Annotated in this window: 20 protein-coding genes; 5 read left to right on the top strand and 15 right to left on the bottom strand. The window is 71.8% G+C overall.

Annotated features, from left to right (window positions below; all coding sequences use genetic code 11):
* The first annotated feature begins 58 nt into the window (after positions 1-58).
* Entirely contained in the window at positions 59-2,506 is a 2,448-nt protein-coding gene (locus tag JJI54_RS13810; RefSeq protein WP_203073594.1) for an FG-GAP-like repeat-containing protein, read from the top strand.
* Between the two features lie 10 nt (positions 2,507-2,516).
* On the opposite strand, the gene JJI54_RS13805 is transcribed toward JJI54_RS13810, so the two are convergent.
* From JJI54_RS13805 to JJI54_RS13780, 6 genes are all read right to left on the bottom strand, one after another.
* Positions 2,517-2,675 (bottom strand): hypothetical protein, encoded by a 159-nt coding sequence (locus tag JJI54_RS13805; RefSeq protein WP_203073593.1) that lies wholly within the window; start codon positions 2,673-2,675, stop codon positions 2,517-2,519.
* 3 nt (positions 2,676-2,678) lie between these two features.
* Positions 2,679-3,167 (bottom strand): DUF1003 domain-containing protein, encoded by a 489-nt coding sequence (locus tag JJI54_RS13800; RefSeq protein ID WP_203073592.1) that lies wholly within the window; start codon positions 3,165-3,167, stop codon positions 2,679-2,681.
* Between the two features lie 83 nt (positions 3,168-3,250).
* Entirely contained in the window at positions 3,251-4,003 is a 753-nt protein-coding gene (locus JJI54_RS13795; RefSeq protein WP_203073591.1) for an SDR family NAD(P)-dependent oxidoreductase, read from the bottom strand.
* A 112-nt stretch (positions 4,004-4,115) separates the two neighbouring features.
* Entirely contained in the window at positions 4,116-5,618 is a 1,503-nt protein-coding gene (locus JJI54_RS13790) for a tripartite tricarboxylate transporter permease (protein WP_203073590.1), read from the bottom strand.
* A 19-nt stretch (positions 5,619-5,637) separates the two neighbouring features.
* A complete protein-coding gene (locus JJI54_RS13785) occupies positions 5,638-6,084 on the bottom strand; it encodes a tripartite tricarboxylate transporter TctB family protein (protein WP_203073589.1) in 447 nt (148 codons plus the stop codon).
* A 208-nt stretch (positions 6,085-6,292) separates the two neighbouring features.
* Positions 6,293-7,273: a Bug family tripartite tricarboxylate transporter substrate binding protein gene (locus tag JJI54_RS13780; protein WP_203073588.1), complete on the bottom strand. Its 981-nt coding sequence runs from the start codon at positions 7,271-7,273 to the stop codon at positions 6,293-6,295.
* Between the two features lie 124 nt (positions 7,274-7,397).
* On the opposite strand from JJI54_RS13780, the gene JJI54_RS13775 reads away from it, so the two are divergent.
* Positions 7,398-8,573 carry a M20 metallopeptidase family protein gene (locus tag JJI54_RS13775; RefSeq protein WP_203073587.1) on the top strand — a complete coding sequence of 392 codons (1,176 nt, stop codon included), beginning with the start codon at positions 7,398-7,400 and terminating at the stop codon, positions 8,571-8,573.
* Positions 8,570-9,553, top strand: coding sequence for a ketopantoate reductase family protein (locus tag JJI54_RS13770; protein ID WP_203073586.1), 984 nt, complete (start codon positions 8,570-8,572; stop codon positions 9,551-9,553). Before JJI54_RS13775 ends, JJI54_RS13770 begins: the two co-directional genes overlap by 4 nt.
* Here JJI54_RS13770 and JJI54_RS13765 read toward each other — a convergent pair.
* On the bottom strand, positions 9,535-9,945 hold the full coding sequence (locus JJI54_RS13765; protein ID WP_203073585.1) for a hypothetical protein: 411 nt from the start codon (positions 9,943-9,945) through the stop codon (positions 9,535-9,537). The two genes, JJI54_RS13770 and JJI54_RS13765, sit on opposite strands and share 19 nt — an antisense overlap.
* Before the next feature lie 32 nt (positions 9,946-9,977).
* Positions 9,978-10,898 (bottom strand): DUF429 domain-containing protein, encoded by a 921-nt coding sequence (locus JJI54_RS13760; RefSeq protein ID WP_203073584.1) that lies wholly within the window; start codon positions 10,896-10,898, stop codon positions 9,978-9,980.
* Positions 10,899-10,965: 67 nt separating this feature from the next.
* Here JJI54_RS13760 and JJI54_RS13755 point away from each other — a divergent pair, with 67 nt between their 5' ends.
* Positions 10,966-11,547 (top strand): cytochrome b, encoded by a 582-nt coding sequence (locus tag JJI54_RS13755; protein WP_203073583.1) that lies wholly within the window; start codon positions 10,966-10,968, stop codon positions 11,545-11,547.
* A 7-nt stretch (positions 11,548-11,554) separates the two neighbouring features.
* On the opposite strand, the gene JJI54_RS13750 is transcribed toward JJI54_RS13755, so the two are convergent.
* The gene (locus tag JJI54_RS13750) at positions 11,555-11,776 is read right to left on the bottom strand and encodes a hypothetical protein (protein WP_203073582.1); all 222 of its coding nucleotides are present in this window, start codon (positions 11,774-11,776) and stop codon (positions 11,555-11,557) included.
* Positions 11,777-11,897: 121 nt separating this feature from the next.
* Between JJI54_RS13750 and JJI54_RS13745 the strand changes: the two genes are divergently transcribed.
* Positions 11,898-12,230: a DUF1491 family protein gene (locus JJI54_RS13745; RefSeq protein WP_203073581.1), complete on the top strand. Its 333-nt coding sequence runs from the start codon at positions 11,898-11,900 to the stop codon at positions 12,228-12,230.
* A gap of 34 nt (positions 12,231-12,264) precedes the next feature.
* Here JJI54_RS13745 and JJI54_RS13740 read toward each other — a convergent pair whose 3' ends face one another.
* The 6 genes from JJI54_RS13740 to JJI54_RS13715 all read right to left on the bottom strand — a co-directional run bounded on the left by JJI54_RS13740 (position 12,265) and on the right by JJI54_RS13715 (position 20,054).
* Positions 12,265-13,962: a methyl-accepting chemotaxis protein gene (locus JJI54_RS13740; RefSeq protein WP_203073580.1), complete on the bottom strand. Its 1,698-nt coding sequence runs from the start codon at positions 13,960-13,962 to the stop codon at positions 12,265-12,267.
* 85 nt (positions 13,963-14,047) lie between these two features.
* Positions 14,048-14,899, bottom strand: a complete 852-nt coding sequence (locus JJI54_RS13735) for an isocitrate lyase/PEP mutase family protein (protein ID WP_203073579.1) — start codon at positions 14,897-14,899, stop codon at positions 14,048-14,050.
* Entirely contained in the window at positions 14,896-15,528 is a 633-nt protein-coding gene (gene upp / locus JJI54_RS13730) for a uracil phosphoribosyltransferase (protein WP_203073578.1), read from the bottom strand. Before upp ends, JJI54_RS13735 begins: the two co-directional genes overlap by 4 nt.
* A gap of 43 nt (positions 15,529-15,571) precedes the next feature.
* Positions 15,572-18,433 carry a peptidoglycan -binding protein gene (locus JJI54_RS13725; protein ID WP_226381753.1) on the bottom strand — a complete coding sequence of 954 codons (2,862 nt, stop codon included), beginning with the start codon at positions 18,431-18,433 and terminating at the stop codon, positions 15,572-15,574.
* On the bottom strand, positions 18,433-19,572 hold the full coding sequence (locus tag JJI54_RS13720; protein ID WP_203073577.1) for a flagellar motor protein MotA: 1,140 nt from the start codon (positions 19,570-19,572) through the stop codon (positions 18,433-18,435). The genes JJI54_RS13725 and JJI54_RS13720 overlap by 1 nt, the downstream gene beginning before the upstream one ends.
* A 5-nt stretch (positions 19,573-19,577) precedes the next feature.
* Positions 19,578-20,054 (bottom strand): OmpA family protein, encoded by a 477-nt coding sequence (locus JJI54_RS13715; protein ID WP_203073576.1) that lies wholly within the window; start codon positions 20,052-20,054, stop codon positions 19,578-19,580.
* Between the last annotated feature and the right edge of the window lie 43 nt (positions 20,055-20,097).

Below are 20,097 nucleotides of genomic sequence, written 5' to 3'. Positions count from 1 at the left end.
GGCCCCCCTCAACCTTCGTTAATCATTCGTGGCATCCCGAACGTCCCGAGGCCACGCCATGCCCGATATCGACCTGAACACCATGTCCGCGGCGCAGGGCACGCGCATCGCCATGCAGGACTTCCTCAGGTTCGGGCAGGGAATTTCCGCCGCAGGCGACATCAACAATGACGGCATCGCCGACCTGATTCTGCTAGGGTATGACGCCATTCGGATCCTGTATGGCCAGGCCGGCGGCTTCGGGGCGACGCTCGACCTCGCGACGCTTGGCCCCACGCAGCAGACCTTCGTCCTCCCCTATGCGCTCGACGGTGCGCGCTTCGGGTTCTCCGTGGATGCCGGAGGCGACGTGAACGGGGACGGCATCGACGACATCGTCATCGGCGTTCCCAGCGAAATCACGACCTTCGGTGCCGATCCTGGTCGCGTGCTGGTGATCTATGGCAGGGATGGCGGCCTTGGCGCGACCCTGGACACGAATGCCCTGACCGCCGAGCAGGGCTTCGTGGTCGAGGGCCTGTCAACGGCCAGGGAAGCGCCGTTCGGTTCGCGGCGCTTCGGCTTCGACGTCGCCATGCTGGGCGACGTGGATGGCGACGGGTTGGGCGACATCGCGGCGTTGACGCAACGTGGGGGCGCCCCTCGGCCCCTCTACGCGGCCGTGGTCTATGGTGACGCCGATCGTGATGACGGTACCGTGCGGCTCGATGGCGTTCCGGCCGACCAGGGACTGACCTGGACCAACAACGGGAACAGCCTGGCGGGTGTCGGCGACGTCAACGGCGATGGTCGCGATGACGTCCTGCTGGCGACGGATGGCGTCGCCGTGCTTCTCTTCGGCCAGGATGGCGCATGGGGCCCCGTGGATTACGGGACGCTGACGCCCGACCGCGGCATCCGCATCCTGACCAGCAATCCGGGGGTGACGGGCAGCATCGGGCATGTGGCGCGGGCCGGGGACCTGAACGGCGACGGCATCGCCGACATGCTGATCACGCAGACCCCGCCGCTCAGTGGCACCGGCTTCTGGGTCGGTCATGGCGAGACCCCGGTCCATATCGTCTATGGCCGCGCCGAAGGCTTCAGCGCCGATATCGATCTCGCGACACTGTCCGCGGGCCAGGCCACCCGGATCATCCATAGTGGCGCGGCCGAATTGACGGGTGCCAGCATGGCGTCGGCTGGTGACATGAACGGCGACGGCATCGACGACATCGTCGTCATTACGGACAGCGGCTTCACAGCCAACGGCATGGCCGCCTATGTCGTCTATGGGCAGCTCGGCGGGCTGCCCGCCCTGATCGACCTGGCGAACCTGGATGAGGAGCAGGGCTTCCGGATCAGCCACAGCCTGCTCGATCTCGAGCGCGGTACCTACGTGATCCAGCCGTTCCCGGCCGGCGTCGGCGACGTGAATGGGGACGGCGCGGACGACCTGCTCCTCGACATATTCGAGACCTGGTCGGCGCCGTTTCTCGTCTATGGCCAGGTCGAGGCCCTGGACTGGGCGGGCACGAATGGCGCCGACAGGAAGTCCGGCACCAACCTCGATGACGTCGTGTCCGGCCGCGGCGGGAATGACTGGATGCGCGGCCGGGGCGGCGAGGACACGCTCCTCGGCGGCGCGGGTGGCGACACGCTGGAAGGCGGCGATCACGACGACCTGGTCGATGGCGGCCGGGACGGGGACCTGCTGAAGGGCGGTGCGGGGCAGGATATGCTGGTCGGCGGCGATGGCGCCGATACGCTGGATGGCGGCACCGGCGCCGACGTGCTGATCGGTGGCGCGGGCTTCGACGTCTTCATCATCGATGATGCGGGCGACGTCATCATCGATGATCCCTCCTCCTCCGGCCTGGTCGAATCGGCGGTGACCTGGCGGCTGACGGGAAGCCATGTGTTCCTGAACCTGACTGGCACGGCGGCCATCAACGGCTTCGGCAGCGCCGCGGGCGATGCGATGACGGGCAATGATGCCGCGAACCGCCTGGCCGGCCGCGATGGGCGGGATAGCCTGACCGGCGGGGGCGGCAATGACCGCCTGCTGGGCGAGAGGGGCGACGACACCCTGGCGGGGCAGGCGGGGAGCGACGCGCTGCTGGGCGGAGACGGCGCTGATTCGCTGGATGGCGGCGCGGGATTCGACTGGATGACCGGCGGGCTCGGCGCCGACAGCTTCCGCTTCAGCGCGGCGCCGATCTCGGCGGCGGCCGATCGCATCTACGATTTCTCGGCTGCCGAGGGTGACCGCATCGTCATCAGCCTGGCCGCCTTCGATCCGGCCGGCGCGACGGGCCTCGTCGCAGGGTCGCTCTCGGGCCAGGCGGGCCGCTTCCAGGCCAGCCTGACGGGCACCGCCGCGACGGCGGAGGCCCGCTTGATCTATGAGAGCGATGCGGGCCGGCTCTACTTCGATGCCGATGGCCGCGGCGGGGAGGCGAGCGTGCTGGTGGCGCGGCTCAGCGGTGCGCCGACCGTGCTGGCGGGCGACATCTGGCTGGAATGACGCCGCCGCTTCACTTCTTCCGCGTCAGCGCCAGCACCAGCACGATGGCGGCAATCAGGGCGACGGCCACCATCCCTTCCACCACCGGGAAGTTCGGCGCATCGCGCGCGACGAAGATGGCGGCGATGGCGCCGGCGGCGACCAGCAGGATGCGGAGCAGCCAGGCCATGCCTCAAGCCTCCTTCGGCGGGCGCTGTTCCAGCGCCTCGATCCGGTCGAGCGCGCGGCGGAGCAGTTGCATCATCTCCAGCAATTCGCGTTCGCGCAGCAGGTCGATCTTCTCATGCAGCAGCGTGATGTCGGCTTCCGCGCGCAGGTTGACCTGATAGTCCGCCAGGGCGCGGTCCCGGTCCACGTCGGATTGCCGGTTCTGGCTCATCATGATGATGGGCGCGGTGTAGGCGGCCTGGAAGGACAGCATCAGGTTCAGCAGGATGAAGGGGTAGGGGTCCCAGGCCCGGGCGCCCGCCAGCGCGTTGCCGATGATCCAGGCGATCAGCAGGGCCGACTGGACCAGGATGAAGCGCCAGGACCCGACCGTGGCGGCCACGCTGTCCGCCAGGCGCGCGCCGAAGGAGGGTGGCAGCGGCGCGCCGCCCCGCCGCTGCTTGGCGCGGGCGATGGTGCGGCGCAGATGGGTGGCTGTATGCGGCTGGGTCATGCGGGGTGGTCCATCCCGTTTCGATCCCAGCCTATACCCATGGCGCGGCCGCAGCCTTGCGCCCTGCCGATGGCTGCGCTGCCTCAGTGGCTGTGGCGCAGCGTGCCGCCATCCACATGGATCACCTGGCCGGTGATGTAGCGGGCGCGCGGCGAACAGAGGAAGGTCACCAGCACGCCGAGATCCTCGGGCTCCCCGATGAAGCCCACGGGCACCTCGGCCGCCGCCCAGGCCTGGCGGGCTTCCTCGGTCGGCAGGATGCGGGCGTCGATCTGCTCCGACCGGATGCGGCCGGGTGGCACCGAATTCACCGTGATGCCATCCCGCCCCAACTGCCGCGACAGCGCCTTGGCCCAGATATGGACCGCGCCGTTGGGGGCATTGGCGGCGTTGATGATATGCGGCTCGTCCGACCCCGTCAGGTTGACGATTCGTCCGTATTTCTGCGCGCGCATGGCGGGCACGAAGGCGTGCGTCATGCGCCGGCCGGCGTGGAAGTTGATCTCCATCGCCTCCATCCAGACCTCATCCGCGCCGAGGTCGGTCTGCGGGCGGCTGCCGCCGGCGTTGTTCACAAGGATGTCGCAGCGGCCGAATCGGCCGAGCACCGCATCGCGCGTCCGCTCCGCCGCGCCCTTGTCGGTGAAGTCGTCCACGATCACCAGCGGCTCCGCACTGGCGGGCAGGCTGGCGGCCAGCTCCTCCAGCAGGTGGCGGCGGCGGGCGAGGATGGCGAGCTTGCAGCCCTCCTCCGCCAGCAGGCGGGCGATGGTGCGGCCGAGCCCGGCGGAAGCGCCGGTGACGAGGGCGACCTTGCCCGTGAGTTGCAGGTCCATGCGGCTTGATCCTCCGTGATGCGGTTGAGGGTGCGACGGGTGGCGCGCAAGCGAAAGGGGCCGCCCCTTGCGGAGCGGCCCCTTCCTGGCGGGTGCGGTGGAGGAGGGCGGTTCAGCCCTCGGCCAGCGCGGCTTCCTTCTTCTTGCGCAGCGCGGGCAGCAGCATGGTGATCAGCGCGATCGCACCGATGGCCAGCAGCGTGGCCGAGATCGGGCGCTGGATGAACACCATGGGATCGCCACGGCTCAGCAGCATGGCGCGGCGGAGGTGTTCCTCCATCATCGGGCCGAGCACGAAGCCGATCAGCAGCGGCGCGCCTTCCAGCTTCAGCTTGGAGCAGAGGTAGCCGAAGAGGCCGAAGGCCACGGTCAGGTACACGTCGAACACGTTGTTGTTCAGCGAGTACACGCCGATGGCGCAGAAGATCAGGATCGCCGGGTAGAGGTGGCGGTAGGGAACCTCCAGCAGCTTCACCCACATGCCGATCAGCGGCAGGTTGATGACCAGCAGCATCAGGTTGCCGATCCACATGGAGGCGATGAGGCCCCAGAACAGGTCCGGCTGGGCTTCCACCATGCGGGGCCCCGGCTGGATGCCCTGGATGATCAGCGCGCCGACCATCAGCGCCATCACGGCGTTGGCCGGGATACCGAGCGTCAGCAGCGGGATGAAGCTGGTCTGGGCCGCGGCGTTGTTGGCGGATTCCGGACCGGCCACACCCTCGATCGCGCCGGTGCCGAATTCATGCCGGTACTTCGAGACCTTGCTCTCCAGCATGTAGGAGCCGAAGGCCGCGAGGGAGGCGCCGCCACCCGGCAGGATGCCGAGGACCGAGCCGATGGCCGTGCCGCGCAGCACCGGGGCGACGGAGCGCTGGAATTCCGCGCGCGTCAGCCACAGGCTGTCCACCTTGTTGGTGAGGACCGAGCGGCTTTCCGGGCGTTCGAGGTTCAGGATGATTTCCGCGATGCCGAACATGCCCATGGCGACGGCCACGAAGCCGATGCCGTCCGACAGTTCGGGCACGCCGAAGGTGAAGCGCTGCTGGCCGGTCTGCACGTCCGTGCCCACCAGGCCGAGCGCCACGCCGAGCACCACCATGCCGATGGCCTTGACGATGGAGCCCTGCGCCAGAACGGCGGAGATGATGAGGCCGAGGAGCATCAGGGAGAAGTAGTCGGCGGGACCGAAGGAGAGGGCGACCGAGGTCAGCATCGGCCCCGACGCGGCCACCAGCAGGGTGGACATGGTGCCCGCGAAGAAGGAGCCGACGGCGGCGATGGTGAGCGCCGCGCCCGCGCGGCCCTTGCGGGCCATCTTGTAGCCTTCGAGCGTGGTGACGACCGACGACACCTCGCCCGGCAGGTTGAGCAGGATCGAGGTGGTGGAGCCGCCATACTGCGCGCCGTAGTAGATGCCGGCGAGCATGATGATGGCGGTCGTCGCCGACATGCCGAAGGTGATCGGCAGCAGCAGCGAGATGGTGGCGACCGGGCCGATGCCCGGCAGCACGCCGATCGCCGTGCCGATGAAGGCACCCAGCAGCGCGAAGGTGATGTTGTCTAGGCTGAGCGCGACGCTCATGCCCAGGTAGAGATTGGCGAAGAGATCCATGGTCCCCTTTTCCCCGCGCTCAGAAGAAGGACGGCCAGAGATTCACCCGGATGTCCAATTCCCGGATGAACACGAACCAGCAGAGCGCCATGAGGAAGACGATCAGGCCGAGCACGCCGAGCGGCCGGTGCGTCCGGTCCCCCAGCGCGGCGACCGCGACCGTCGCGGCGATGGCCAGGAACAGCCCGCCCTGTTCCAGCAGCAGCGCGAAGACGCAGAGCGAGGCCAGGATGAGCGTCAGCTCGCGCCAGGCCCAGCGGTCCAGCTTGTCCGGGCCGTTGAACAGACCCATGACCAGCACGATGGCGCCGAGGCCCATCTGCAGCCAGAAGGTCATCATCGGCATGTAGCCAGGGCCCATGCGCCGGGCGGTGCCCAGCGTGTGGTCCTGGTTCAGCCAAAGCCCGGCGACCGCGATCGCGATCAGCAAGGCCCCGGACGCTACGTCCTTCGCATTGATTTTCATCAGCACCTCGTTCCTGCCCGGCTTGCGCCGGTGCCTAGTCCGTTCCCGTCAACCCTTGCAGGGCGGCGACACTGCCGGTCCTGCAACTCCCCAACAAGGCGGACAGACGGCCGGGACCGCTTCCTGCACCCTGTTCTCACCCTATGCCGGGCTCCTCGGATCACGCAATCGCGAGCGTCGGGGAGCCTGCACCGTTCCGATGACTTGTCTAGTCTGCCGTCGCCCCCGAGCTCCGCACAACGGGGGCCCAGGATGCGACCTCGGACGCAACGAACGCCGCGAATTGCGCCGTCGTCATGTCCCCGGCCGTGCCGCCCAGCTCGGCGAAGCGCTGCCGCGATTCGGGCGTCGCGATCAGGGCCATGGTCTCCCGGTGCAGGCGCTCCACGATCGGCGCCGGCATCCCCGCCGGGCCGGACAGCGCGAACCAGGAGGTGCTGACCAGGTCGAAGCCCTGTTCGCGGAAGGTCGGCACGTCCGGGAAGGCCGGGTGCCGCTCCGCGCTGCTCATCGCGATCGCCCGCACGCTGCCCTGCCGCACATGGCCGGCGGCGGAGGGCAGGCTGTCCGACATCATCGGCACCTGGCCCGCGATCACCGCCGTCATCGCCGGGCCGGCGCCGCGGAAGGGAACATGGGTGTGCTCGATCCCCGCCAGCTCGCTGAAGCGGACCAGCAGCAGGTGGTTCGAGGAACCGGCACCGGAGGATGCCATGTCGAGCCCGCCGCGCCGCGTCTTCGCGATGCGCACCAGGTCGGCCAGGTTGCCGATCTCGCTGCGCGGATTGACCACCCAGACGGAGGGATTGGTGATCACCATCGCGATATGCGTGAAGGACCGCACCGGATCATAGCGAACGCGGTTGCCGTAGAGGGCGGGGCTGATCGCGTGGCTCGCGATGTTGCTCATCACCAGGGTCTGGCCATCCGGCGCCGCATCCGCGACCACCTGGCTGCCCGTGGTGGCGCCGGCGCCGGGCCGGTTCTCCACCACCACCGGCACGCCGAGGCGCTGCGCCAGCCCATCGGCGACGAGGCGCGCCGTCAGGTCCGTGCTGCCGCCGGGGGCGAAGGGCACGACCAGGCGGATGGAGCCGGAGGGCCAGCCCTGCGCGCGCAGGACGGACGGCATGGCCACCGCCACGGCGGCACCCGCGATCAAGCCACGACGATGGAAAAGCCCCGGCATTCGGCCTCCTTGGACGTTGGCAGGCGTATGGCACGCAGTTTCCAGCAATCGCAAGCCGCTGCTTCTTGCCATGACCACTTCTTCACCTACCATGGCGCCAGGAAGTTGCGCGGAGTCAACGCTGATGCTCATCAACGATCCCGGGCGTCGCATCCGGGACGCCGTTTCGGCCATGGAGCCCGCGCTGGTCGCCATCCGCCGGGACCTGCACGCGCACCCCGAACTGGCCTTCGAGGAGACACGCACCGCGGGTATCGTTGCCGCCGAGCTCGCGCGTCTGGCGATCCCGCACCGCACGGGGCTTGGCCGCACCGGCGTTCTCGGCGTCATCGAAGGTGGGCGCCCGGGACCCACGCTCGCGATCCGCGCGGACATGGATGCGCTGCCCATCCACGAGGATACCGGCCTTCCCTATGCCAGCACCGTCGCGGGGAAGATGCATGCCTGCGGCCACGACATCCACACCACCACGCTGCTCGGCGTCGCGGCCGTGCTGCGCGACCTGGCGCCGCAGCTCGCGGGCCGCGTGATGCTGGTGTTCCAGCCGGCCGAGGAGATTCTTGAAGGCGCTAGCGCGATGATCGCGGACGGGGCGGCGGAGGGCATCGACCTCGCGCTCGGCTTCCACAACCATCCCGACATGAAGGTCGGCACCTTCGGCTTCGCGCGCGGCGCCTGCCTCGCGGCCTCCGACCGCTTCGACCTCATCGTGCGCGGCAAGTCGGGCCACGCGGCGCATCCCTACGCCGCCATCGATCCCATCGTCGCCGCCGCGAGCTTCGTCGCGCAGGCGCAGACGGTGGTGAGCCGGGAGATCAAGCCGCTGCATCCCGCCGTGGTGACGATCGCGCAGTTCACCGGTGGCACCACCTACAACATCATCCCCGAGCGCGTGCATCTGCGCGGCACGGTGCGCACGCTGCACGCTGCGGCGCGCGACACGGCGGAGGACGCGATCCGCCGCCTGGTCGCGGGGCTGGAGACGACGATGCGCGTGGCCTGCACGCTGGACTACCAGCGCAAGGTGCCGCCGCTGGTGAATGACGATCGCGTGCTGGAGCCGACGATGGCCGCGGTGCGCGCGCAGTTCGGCGAGGTGGTGGAGGAGGGCGAAGCCTCCATGGGCAGCGAGGATTTCGCCGAATTCGCCGCCCGCGCGCCTTCCTTCCAGCTGCGCATCGGCAGCGGCGCGGAAGGGCGCGACGACCGGCTGCACAACGACAAGTACCAGCCCGACGAACGCTGCATCGGCCTCGGCGTGCAGGCCTTGAGCCGCGCGGCGCTGGAACTGCTGTCTTGAGGATCTGCGTCTTCGGCGCGGGCGCCATCGGCGGGCATCTGGCGGCGCGCCTCGCACGCGGGGGCGCGGAGGTTTCGGTGGTGGCGCGCGGCGCGCACCTGGCCGCCATGCAGGCCAATGGCCTGACCGTGCACGCGCATGACGGCACGCATGTCGTGCCCGTGCGGGCCAGCGCTGATCCCGCGGAACTCGGCCCGCAGGATGCCGTGATCGTGACGGTGAAGGCGCCGGCGCTGCCCGCCGTGGCCGCCGGCATCGGCCCGCTGCTGGGGCCCGCGACGCCCGTCGCCTTCGTCATGAACGGCATACCCTGGTGGTATTTCCTGGCGGGCGACGTGCCCATGCCCGGGTTGCGGCTGCCGGAGATCGATCCCGAGGGTGTGCTGGAGCGTGCGGTCGGCATCGACCGCACCATCGGCGGCGTCGTCTATTCCGCGACGGAGGTGATCGCGCCCGGCGTGGTGAAGTCCGAACACGGCAACATCCGCGTCATCCTGGGCGAGCCGGATGGCAGGCTCAGCGACCGGGCGAAGGCGCTGTCGGCGGTGCTGGAAGCCGGCGGCATGCCGAGCCCGGTCACGCCCACGATCCGCGCGGCGGTCTGGTCCAAGCTGCTCGGCAACCTCTCCTCCGGCCCGATCTGCACGCTGACGCGGCGCGGGGTGCGGGACAGCCTCTCCGATCCCGCGCTGCGCGCCATGGCGCGTACCATCGCGGAGGAAGGGCGCGGCATCGCCGCCTCGCTCGGCATCACCATCCCCGACGACGTCATCGATCGCGTCGCCGCCAGCAACATGCAGCACAAGCCATCCATCCTGCAGGACCTGGAACTCGGCCGGCCGATGGAGATCGACGCGTTGTTCGGCGTGCCGCTGAAACTGGCGGCACTGACCGGCGCGAGCGCGCCCAACCTGTCGCTGCTGGTGGCGCTGGTGAAGCAGGCCGCGCGGGGCGCGGGCCTCTACCCGCCGATCGGGTAGGGGATCGGCGCCAGGTCCGGCGCCACCCAGCCGCGCCGCGCGGCGACGGAGAACAGCACCGCTTCCGACCAGTAGGAGGCCATGATGCGCTTGCCGGCGCCGAGCGGCCCGGCGAGCACGGCGTTGACCCGTGCATGCGGCGGCAGGCTGGCGTCATCCGCCGCCAGCGCGGCGCGCAGCGCGGCCACGAAGAACAGCGTGATGGTGTGGTGGTAGCCGCGCATGTCGTTGTTGGGCACGCCGTGGCTGTCGTTCAGCCTGCGGATCAGGCCGGGCAGCGCATCCTCCGGCGGCAGTCCGGGGTGCAGCAGCATCAGCCCGGCCGTCGCGGCGACATGGCCCTTGTGGGTCCATCGCGCCTTGGGAAGGGTGGCGTCCCGCAGCGCCTGCACATGGGCGGCGAGCGCCGCATCATCCTCGAAGGTTATCGCGGCATCTCCACCTGCCCCAGCACCCAGCCTTCCCAGCGGCGGATCCAGGGATCCTCCGGCACATGGTCGGGCTGCCGCCCATCCAGCACCGCGATCAGCGCGAGCAGGCCGAGCACGCAATCCATCCGGTCCTCACCCGCCGCATCGGCGCCGAAGCCATCGCGCATCATGGCCGAAAGCGCCGGGGAGGGCATGACGCCGAGCCGCGCCATGGCGGCCGCCAGGGGCTCGGCCATCGCCCGGCGCGGTGCCTCCGCCCGCTTGCTGCCGGGCATGACGAGGCCGAGCTGGCGCAGCGCCTCCGCCGGATAGACCTCCGCCAGCACGGCCCGGCCGGGGGCGAGCAGGGCGTGCAGCGGGCCATCGAAGGGCCAGAGCGAGACCGGCGCGCCGGCCGCCAGGGCGGGCACCAGCCAGTCCCGCCAGGCGGCGATGGCCGCCTTGCCGGATTGGTTGGCGCCCAACGTCCAGAACACCGGCGCGCCGGCCGGGCGCAGCGCGGTGGCGCGGTCGCACCAGCGGGACAGGCCCTGGGCCGATGCCAGGCCCAGCGCCGCCGCATGCGCCGCGCGCGTCATGCCCTTCACGCCGCGGGCGGGGTAGAAGGGGCGCGCGGGGCAGACCGTCTCCAGCGTCGCGCTGACGGCGAAGAACTCCGGCGTCGCGCCGAGGCCGGACAGGAATTGGCGAAACCCCGATTCGGGCCGCGCCGCCGCCCATTCCCGCGGCACGCCAAGCGGCAGGTCGAGGCCGAGCGCGACGGGATCGCCATGCGCGAGCAGCCCCGGCAGCAGCGCGGCGGTATCGCCCACCGGGCGCGGCGCCTCCGCCCGCCAGGCATCGCCCTGCCGGCGCGCCACGGCGATCCAGCGCTTGCCGGGGCTGATGCTCCAATCCGCATGGGCGGCGATCACGGCTTTCGCTTCCTCTGGCCGGGGCCGGTCATGCCATAGTGGCATCGAGGCCGGGAGAGGATGTCCGATGTCGAGCACCAGCGCGGTTCAGCCCCTTCGCGGCCAGGACGCCATGCACCCCGATGGCCAGTATTCGGCACTCGCGAAGCTGTTCCACTGGGTCACGGTGCCGCTGATGGGGCTGGCGCTGGCCTCCGGCCTGGTCATCCGCTTCATCAAGGATGACCCGAAGATGCCTTTCTACGCGCTGCATGAGAGCATCGGGCTGCTGATCCTGGCCCTGGCCGTGATGCGCCTGGCCTGGCGCGGCATCAGCCGGCCGCCCGCGCTGCCGGACCACCTGCCGGCTTCCATGCGCGCCGCGGCCGCGGGGGTGCACCATGCGCTCTACGCCGCGCTGATCCTGCAGCCGCTGCTCGGCTTCTTCACCACCAATGCCTATGGCTTCCCGCTCCAGGGGGCGACCGCCTTCCTCGGCTTCATCGACCTGCCGAAATTCATGGAGCCGTGGGAGGGACTGGCCGTGGCGCTGCACTGGGCGCACAGCATCATCGGCTGGCTGTTCCTGCCGCTGCTGGCGGCGCATATCGGCGGCGCCATCTTCCACCACGCCATCCGCAAGGACGGCACGCTGATGCGGATGCTGTGACCGGCCGCTACTTCTTCAGGGGCTGGTGCGCCTTGTCGAGCAGCCGGCCGAACCAGCCCTTGGGCGCGGGCGGCTTCTCGGCCTCCGCGGCCTTGGCGGCCTCGGCCGCTTCCTGCTTCGCCCGGCGTTCCTTCTCCGCCAGCCACTTCTCCAGCGTCATGCCGGCCTTGGCGGCGCGCTTCGCCTCATAGGCGCGCTGACCCTCGGTGAGTTCCTGCGGCTTGGCCATGGGCGGAAGCACTCCCTCTCGCGCCAGTGAATGGCGCGGCGCGGCCCGCTTCGCAAGGGTAGTGCCGGCGGCGACAGGTGCCGCTTGCCACCGGGCCCGGCTGGGCCGAGGGTGCGGCCCCATGGATCCACGCGTGAAGGCCGGCATCTGGGTTTCGATGGCATTGCGCCTGTCCGACATCGCCGGGCGGTCGGGCGCGGTGCTGCGCAAGGGGGACCCGGATTCGGGCGGCATCCTCTGTGTGCTGCGGGGCAGGGAGGGGATCGTGGTCCTGTCCCAGGTGCGGGACGCCGAAGGCCGCCCCGCCTGGCTGCGCGGCACGGGCCCCGCGCCGGTCGATGACGAGGCGGCGGACGCCTATGTCGCCCGCCAGGTGAAGCGGGACCCCGATCTCTGGGTGGTGGAGTTCGACGCGCCCGACCTGAAGACACCCTTCGAGGCGACGATCCTGTAGGCGAAGCCCCCGCCGGTGGGCGGGGGCGCCGGCCTCAGGCCGCGGCCTGGCGGCGAAGCTGGCTCGCCAGGTCGCCGATCGCGCCCTTCAGCGCCTCGCCCTGGCGGGCGACCTCGCCGCTGGCGCGCTTCACTTCCTGCAGCGCCATCACCGCTTCCCGCGCCGCTTCCCCCACGCCGGCGATGCCGCCGGAGACGGTGCGCGTGCCGATGGCCGCGTCATTCGCCGCCCGCGCGATCTCCCGCGTCGCGGCGCCCTGCTCCTCGACGGCGGAGGCGATGGCGGTGGCCGTGGTGCTGGCCTTGTCCACCGCCTCCCCGATGCCGCGGATGGCCTCCACGGCGGCGCGGGTCGTGGCCTGGATCTCGGCGATCTGGCGGTTCACCTCTTCCGTCGCCTTGGCGGTCTGGGCGGCCAGCGTCTTCACCTCGCCGGCCACCACGGCGAAGCCCTTGCCGGCCTCCCCCGCGCGGGCCGCCTCGATGGTGGCATTCAGGGCGAGGAGGTTGGTCTGCCCGGCGATGTCGCCGATCAGGCGCGTCACCTCCCCGATCTTGCGCGCGCCATCGGCCAGGGCCGCCACCGTGCTGTCCGTCGCACGGGCACGGTCCGCGGCCTCCCCGGTCGCGGTGGCGGAGGAGGCGACCTGGCGGGCGATCTCGGAGACGGTGGCGGAAAGCTCCTCCGCCGCCGCGGCGACGGTCTGCACCGAATTGCTGGCCTGCTGCGCGCCCGTGGCGGCGCCGGCGGTCTGTTCCTGGGTATGGATCGCGGTCTGCCCGACCGTGGTGGCGGAGGCATCGAGCTGCGTCGCCGCCGCACCCAGCGTGGCGGCCACGGCGCCGAGCGAGGTCTCGATCTGCTCGGCCAGCTTCAGGGAGGTGGCGCGGCGCTCGCGGTCGGCGGTCTCGCGCGCCTCCGCGGCTTCCGCTTCCAGGTGGCGGGCGCGGATGGAGTTCTGCTTCAGCGTCTCCACCGCGATCGCCATGGCGCCGAGTTCGTCGCCGCGATCCGTGCCGGGCACCGCCTGGTCCAGCTTGCCATCGGCGATGGAGGAGAGCGTGGCCGTCAGCATCCGCAGCGGCCGGATGACGGCGAAGAGCACGATCAGCCCGGCCAGCAGCAGCGTCGCCGGCACGCCGAGGCCGACGGAGAGGATGGTGGTGCGCTGGATGCTGGCCAGCGCGAGATCCGTCTCCTCATGCTGGGCGGCGGAGAGCCTGGCCGCGCGCTCCTCGACCTGGCGCAGCAGGTTGCGGGCCTCCGCGACCTGGCGCGCCGCCTCCAGCGCCAGCGTCCCGGCTTCCTCGAAGCGGCGTTCGCGGGACATGTCGCGGATGCGCAGCGCGACGGGGTCATAGGCGGCCAGCGTCTCCCGCACCTTGGCCAGGTCCCGCTGCCCGTCGGGGGAGGCGGTTCGCGCGACCTCCTCCATCCGCTCGTTCAGCAGCGCGCGCTCGCGCTCCATCGTCCGCTCGAAGGTCTGGCGGCGTTCCGCGGGCAGGTCGATCGGCAGGAACTCCACCGCCCGGGCGTAGGAGAGGAGGTTGCTGGTCGCCCGTCCCGCGGCGAAGACGCGGTCGCTGGCGATGCGGTTGAGGTCCGACCGCTCCTCGATATCCCTCGACACGCTGTAGGCGTTGTAGCCCAGCATCGCGGCCACGCCGCCGACCAGCGCGATGGCGGCCAGCAGTTTCGGCAGCAGGCGAAGGCGGTTCAGCGCGGTCAGCATGGCGTATGGCCTCGGATGCAGTTGTTGCCGGGGCTTCGCGCCCCGGGCCTCCGCCTCAATTGCCAATCCGGCTGTTGACGCTGTCTTACTGCGCGGGATTCATGGAGATATCTCCACGCCAAGCAAAATATTCATCCAGATGAGAGCCCGGCATCCGCGCGCCGAGCGCTTCGAGGTCGCCTGATTTCAGGCGGGAGACCGCTTCCGTCACGGCCCGCCAGGCGATGGCGGCCAGCGCGCCGCCGATGCTGACGCGGCGCACGCCGAGTGCGGCAAGATCGGCCAGCGACAGGCCGATGGGGCGATGCACGAGGACGTTGACGGGGCAGTCCCCGGCGGCGCGGACCACGGCCTCGATCGCCGCCGGCGTGGCGAGGCCCGGCACGTAGATCACAGCGGCGCCGGCATCGCGATAGGCGGCGACGCGGCGCAGCGATTCGGCAAGCGGGTCCGGATGCCCGGTCAGGAAACACTCGGCGCGGCCCACCAGCATGACATCGGCGCCGCTGGCATCGATGGCATCGCGCGCGGCCCGCAGGCGGGCGACCGATTCGGCCAGCGGGAAGAGCGGGCGGGCCGGATCGCCCGTCGCATCCTCCACCGACAGGCCGGCCACGCCGGTGGCGACGCAGCGCGTCACGGCTTCCGCCACCTCGGCCGCGTCGCGGCCGAAGCCATGGCCGAAATCGGCGTTCACCGGCAACTCCGTCGCCTGGACGATGGTGGCGATGGACTCCAGCGTCGCCTCCAGCGCCATCGCCCCGTCGGCCAGGCCGCGGGACCAGGCGGCGCCGCTGCTGGTGGTGGCCAGCGCCTTGAAGCCCTCTCGCGCCAGGTAGCGGGCGCTGCCGGCATCCCAGGGATTGGGCAGCAGGAAGCAGCCTTCCCGGTGCAGCGCGCGGAAGGCGCTGCGGCGCGCGGCGAAGGGGTCGCTCATTCGGTGCCGAAGCAGCGGTCGCCCGCATCGCCGAGGCCGGGCACGATGAAGCCGCGATGGTCCAGCTTCTCATCCAGCGCGGCGGTGAAGATCGGCACGTCCGGATGCGCGGCGGCCAGCTTCGCGACCCCTTCCGGCGCGGCAACGACGCAGACGAAGCGCAGCTGCGGCGCGCCCGCTTCCTTCACGCGCTGCACGGCGGCGATGGCGCTGCCGCCGGTGGCGAGCATGGGGTCGAACAGGATGGCGCCGCGCGTCTTCACCTCCGGCGGCATGCGCAGCATGTACTGGCTGGGCTTCAGCGTGTGTTCGTCCCGCACCAGGCCGACATGGCCGACCGGCGCTTCCGGCAGCACCTGCATGCCGCCTTCCATCAGGCCGAGCCCGGCGCGCAGCACCGCGACCAGCACGGGCTCCGGCGCCGCCAGCATGCGGTGGTCCATCTCCGTCAGCGGCGTCGTCACCTTGGCCGTCACCGTCGGCAGGCCGCGCGTGGCCTCCATGGTCAGCAGCGCGCCGATTTCCGCCAGCAGCCGCCGGAAGCGGGCGGACGGCGTGGCGGCATCGCGCAGCGCGGCCAGGCGATGGGCGAGCAGCGCGTGATCGACGATGTGGAGTTGCGGGACCATCATGGGCTTCCAGGCAGGGGTTGGCGTGTTGCGGGGGACGCGGTCAGCGGGCCGTGACCTCGACCACCGTCAGGTCGGCGGAGATGCGCTGGCCGGCGGCGCGGGATGCGGCGATGGCGCCGCGCAGCGCGGCGGCGAGATCCGCCACCGGTTCGATCAGGGGACGCGGCGTGGCGAAGAGCGGCGCTTCCGACGCCACGGCCAGGACGAGGTCCGTGCCGAAGGGCGGCTCCGCCAGCCAGCCCGGGAAATTGGCGCGCGGCGTGCCGAGCCGCAGCCGCTGCCCCGCCTGCTGCCGGCCCAGCGTCTCCAGCGTCACGGCCTTGTTGTCGCCGGAGAGGTAGATCAGCGTCACATGCGCCGCCCAGTCCGGCAGCGCGAGGTCGAAGAGCAGCGGATCGCCTTCCCGCACCGGATTGCCGTTGCCGAGGCCGATGCGCAGCGCGGCCGGGCTGGCGGAGGGCTCCACCGGCCGCAGCGCTTCGAGCACCGGGCAGTAGGGGCCATCGAATTCGACGATGGCGAGGCGCGGCGTGGCGCCCGGCAGGGCGGCGCGCAGCCGCGCCTGGCTGCCGCGCGGCCCGATGCCGGCGACCAGGCTGCCGCCCTGCAACTCCGCCACCCGCCCGCAGGCCAGGCCGCGGATGGCTTCCTGCGTGTTGCGCGCGGGCGTCGGGGCCGCGGCGCGGGTGCCGGCGGGGCCGGCTTCCAGCCGCAGCTCGATCCGCCGGTTGCGGGCGAAGGCATCGGGCGTGTCGCGGTCATCCAGCGGCTGGGTATCGCCGAAGGCGGCGGCGGCCAGGCGGTTGGAGGGCAGGCCTTCCTGCATCAGCAGCTGCGCCACGGCGATGGAGCGCGCGGCCGACAATTCCCAGTTGCTGGCGAAGCGCCCGCCGCCGCGGATGGGGCTGCGATCCGCATGGCCATCCACGCGCAGCACCCAGGCGAGGTCCGGCGGGAACTGCGCGGCCAGGTCGATCAGCACGCGCGCGAGGTCACGGATCTGCTGCTGCCCGCCGGCGGAAAGCTCCGCCCCGCCCACGGGGAAGAGCACTTCCGACTGGAAGACGAAGCGGTCACCGACGATCCGCACCTCCGGCCGGTCGCCCAGCACGCGGCGCAGCCGGCCGAAGAAGTCGGAGCGGTATTGCTGCAACTCCTCCACCCGCGCGGCCAGCGCCGCGTTCAGCCGCTGGCCGAGATTGACGATCTGCGCGTCCTTGTCCCGGCCCGCATTCTCCTCCGCCTCCAGCGTCGCGGCGACGCGGGCGAGTTCGGCGCGCAGCGCTTCCAGCTGGCGCGTCAGCAGCGCGACCTGGGCGCGGGCGCTTTCGGACAGGCGGGCATATTCGGCCGCCTGGCCATCGGCCGTGCCGCGCGCGCGCTCGGCCTCCTGCGCGCGGCGGCTCGCCTCCGTGGCCAGCAGCGTGGCGGCGGCGCGGGCGCGGTCGGCGTCCTGGGCGGCGCGCTGCGATTCCTGCGCCACCCGCTCGGCCGCCGCGGCGCGCGCATCCGCGACCCCGGCCGCCTGCCGCGCCTCACCGGCCGCACGCTCGGCATTGGTCGCGCGGGCGTTGGCTTCCGCGGTGGCGCGTTCCGCGGCGGCGGTTGCCTGCCGGGATTCCGCGGCGGCGCGATCGGCGGCGGCGGCGCGGGTGGCTGCCTCGGCGGCATCCCGTTCGGCGGTGGTGGCGCGGCCGGTAACGTTGGCCAGCAGGCGCTGCGCCTCGCCCAGCGCGGCTTCCGCGGTGCCGCGCAGCCGCTCCTCGTCATTCGCGCGCGCCAGCGCGGCAGCGGCCTGGCGTTCCAGCTGGTCCCGCAGCGCTTCCAGGCCGCGGATCTGGTCCGTCAGCCGCGCGATGTCGGACAGCCGCGCCTCGATCGTCGCGCGATCGGCGCGCACGGTGCGGTCCAGCGCGGCCGCCTCCTCCCGCAGCGTCGCGATGTCGCGCTGCGCGGCGGCCAGCGAGGCACGGGCGGCGGCGAGGTCGCGGGCCAGCGCCTCCGCCTCCCGCTGCCGGGCTTCCAGGCTTTCAGTCGCCGTGTCGCGCGCCTGGCGCGTGGCGGCGAGGTCCCGCGCCAGCGCCTGGCCCTGGGCGCGCGCCTCCGCCAGCTCGCGCTCGCGCTGCGCGCGCTGGTCGCGCTCGGCGCCGAGGTTGCCGCTGAGAGCGGTGATCTCGTTGCGCGCCACGGCGAGGTCGCGCTGCGTGGCCTCCCGCGTCGCGCGTTCCTGGGCCAGGTCGCGCTGCGTCGCCTCCCGCGTCCCGCGTTCCTGCGCGAGGTCGCGCGTCAGCGCCGCGGACTGGTCGCGCGCCGCCGCGAGGTCCCGCCGCACGGCTTCCAGCGCCGCGCGTTCCGCGGCCAGCAGGCGCTGCGCATCCGTCAGCGTGCGGACCGTCGCGGCCGCGTCGCCGCCCGCCGCCTCGGCGCGCGCCAGCGCTTCCGCCAGCCGTCCCTCCAGTTCCGCGATCCGCGCGGCGCCGCCGCCGGCCGCGAGGTCGAGGTCGGCGATGCGCGCGGCCAGGCGATCGCGCTCCGCCCGCGTCGCCTCCCGCTCCTGCGCCAGCCGGTCCCGTTCCTCCCGCAGGATGGAGAAGTTGCGGGCCAGCGCCTCCCGCGCCGCGCTGCTCGCGCGCAGTTCCTCCGCGGTGCGGGAGAGGGAGGTGCGCAGCTCCTCCGCCTGGCCGCGTTCCAGCGCCAGCAATTCGGAGAGTTCGCTGACCTGCCGGTTCAGCCGTTCCAGCGCGCGGTCGCGCGAGGACAGCGCGACGGAGAGGAAGCCCTGCGCCAGCACGAAGACGAGCAGGACGAAGATGATGACCATGAGCAGCGTGGACAGCGCGTCCACATAGCCCGGCCAGGCCTCCAGGCCCCCCCCGCCATTGCGCCTGCCGCGGCGTGCCATCAGCGCGGGGGTTCCTCGGCCAGCGCCGCGATGGTGCGGGCCAGCACCTTGATCTCGCTCCGGATCTCGCTGGTCGCCTGCATGCGGCCCTGGGTCATCTCCTCCAGGATCCGCGCCAGGTAGAGTTCCTGGTTGCGGATATGGCCGCGGCTCGCCTCATCCAGCGCGCCCTGGGCCGAGGCTTCCGCCATGCGCGCCAGGGTGGGCGCCAGCGTCGCCTGGCTTTCCGCCATGCGGGACATCAGCACCTGCGCCGCGCGCATCTGGTCCGCCAGGATCGAAAGCCGCTCCGTCAGCGTCATCAGCGCCTGGTTCGACTGCATGCGCCCTTCCTCGCCGCGGGCGATGGCGCGGTGCAGCTCCTCCATGTTCTCGGCCGACTGCTCCAGCAGCGCCTGGACATAGGCGGGCATGGAGCCTTCCCCATCCGCGCCGAGGGCGCCGGAGGAAAGCCGCGTGGCGGAAGCGAGCCAATCCTCCAGCTCCACGTAGAAGCGGCTCTGCGCCTGGCCGGCCTGGAGGTCGAGGAAGCCCAGCACCAGCGCGCCGGCGAGGCCGAGCATGGAGGAGGAGAAGGCGATGGACATGCCGCGCAGCGGCTCCGCCAGCCCCTGCTTCAGCTGGTTGAAAAGCTGGTTGATGTCGCCGCTGCCGACCGACATGTTGGTGATGACGTCGGAGACGGACCCGATGGTCAGCAGCAGGCCCCAGAAGGTGCCGAGCAAGCCGAGGAAGATCAGCAGCCCCGTCGCGTAGCGCGACAGCTCCCGGCTCTCATCGAGGCGCGACTCGATGCCATCCAGCACGCTGCGCATGGCCTGGGCGGAAAGCGTCAGGCGTTCCGACCGGCGCTGCGCGAACATGCTGGCCATGGGCGCCAGCAGCCGCGGCGCACGCTCCGCCGTGCCGGCCATGGCGGGGTTGCGGAAGGAATCCAGCCACTCGACCTCCCGCGTCAGGGCCAGCACCTGGCGGATGTTCCAGCCGATGCCGAGCAGCAGCACCGCGGCGATGACGCTGTTCAGCAGGATGTTGGCGCCGAAGGCATGGGCGAGTTCGCCCGAGAGCAGCGCGACCAGCACGGCGACGGCGCCGAGGAAGGCCAGCATGCGCCAGAGGAAGGTGGTCGGGCTGGTCATGCGGATCAGCTTCTCCCGGGGCGGCGTTCGCCGGCGCGGAGTGCGCCGGGGGGCAGGATATCGGCGGCGTCGAGCGCTTCGCTGGTGCGGCCGAGGGCGCGGACATCGACGCGAGTCTCGTCGAGCCCGCCCGCCACCAGCGCATCCCGCACCGCATTGGCGCGGGCGAGGCTGATGCGCCGCGCGGTGGAGGCATCCGCCGCGGGGCCGCTGGCATGGCCTTCGATGGTGATCCGGCCGGTGCCCTGCGCATGGGCGGCGGCCAGGCGGCGGCCGATCTCGGCCAAGGTCGGCGCCATGCCGGGCTGCAGCGTGGATTGCCCGGTGAGGAAGGCGACCCGGTAGGCGCCATCGCGCAGCGGCGACATGCCGGCGGGCAGGGCGAGGGGCGGCGGCGGGGCCGCGCGATGCTGCGCATGCGCCGGCAGGGCGGGCAGCAGCGGGGCCGGCAGGGCGGCCAGGAGGGCGCGGCGCGTGAGCATCGCGCCACCCTAGAGGAACTTCCGGCCCGGCGGAATCACCAGA

It is taken from the genome of Falsiroseomonas ponticola (genome assembly GCF_016805305.1).
Lineage (GTDB): Bacteria > Pseudomonadota > Alphaproteobacteria > Acetobacterales > Acetobacteraceae > Falsiroseomonas > Falsiroseomonas ponticola.
Note: the sequence above shows the minus strand (reverse complement) of the source record. Positions and strands in the feature narration are given on the sequence as shown.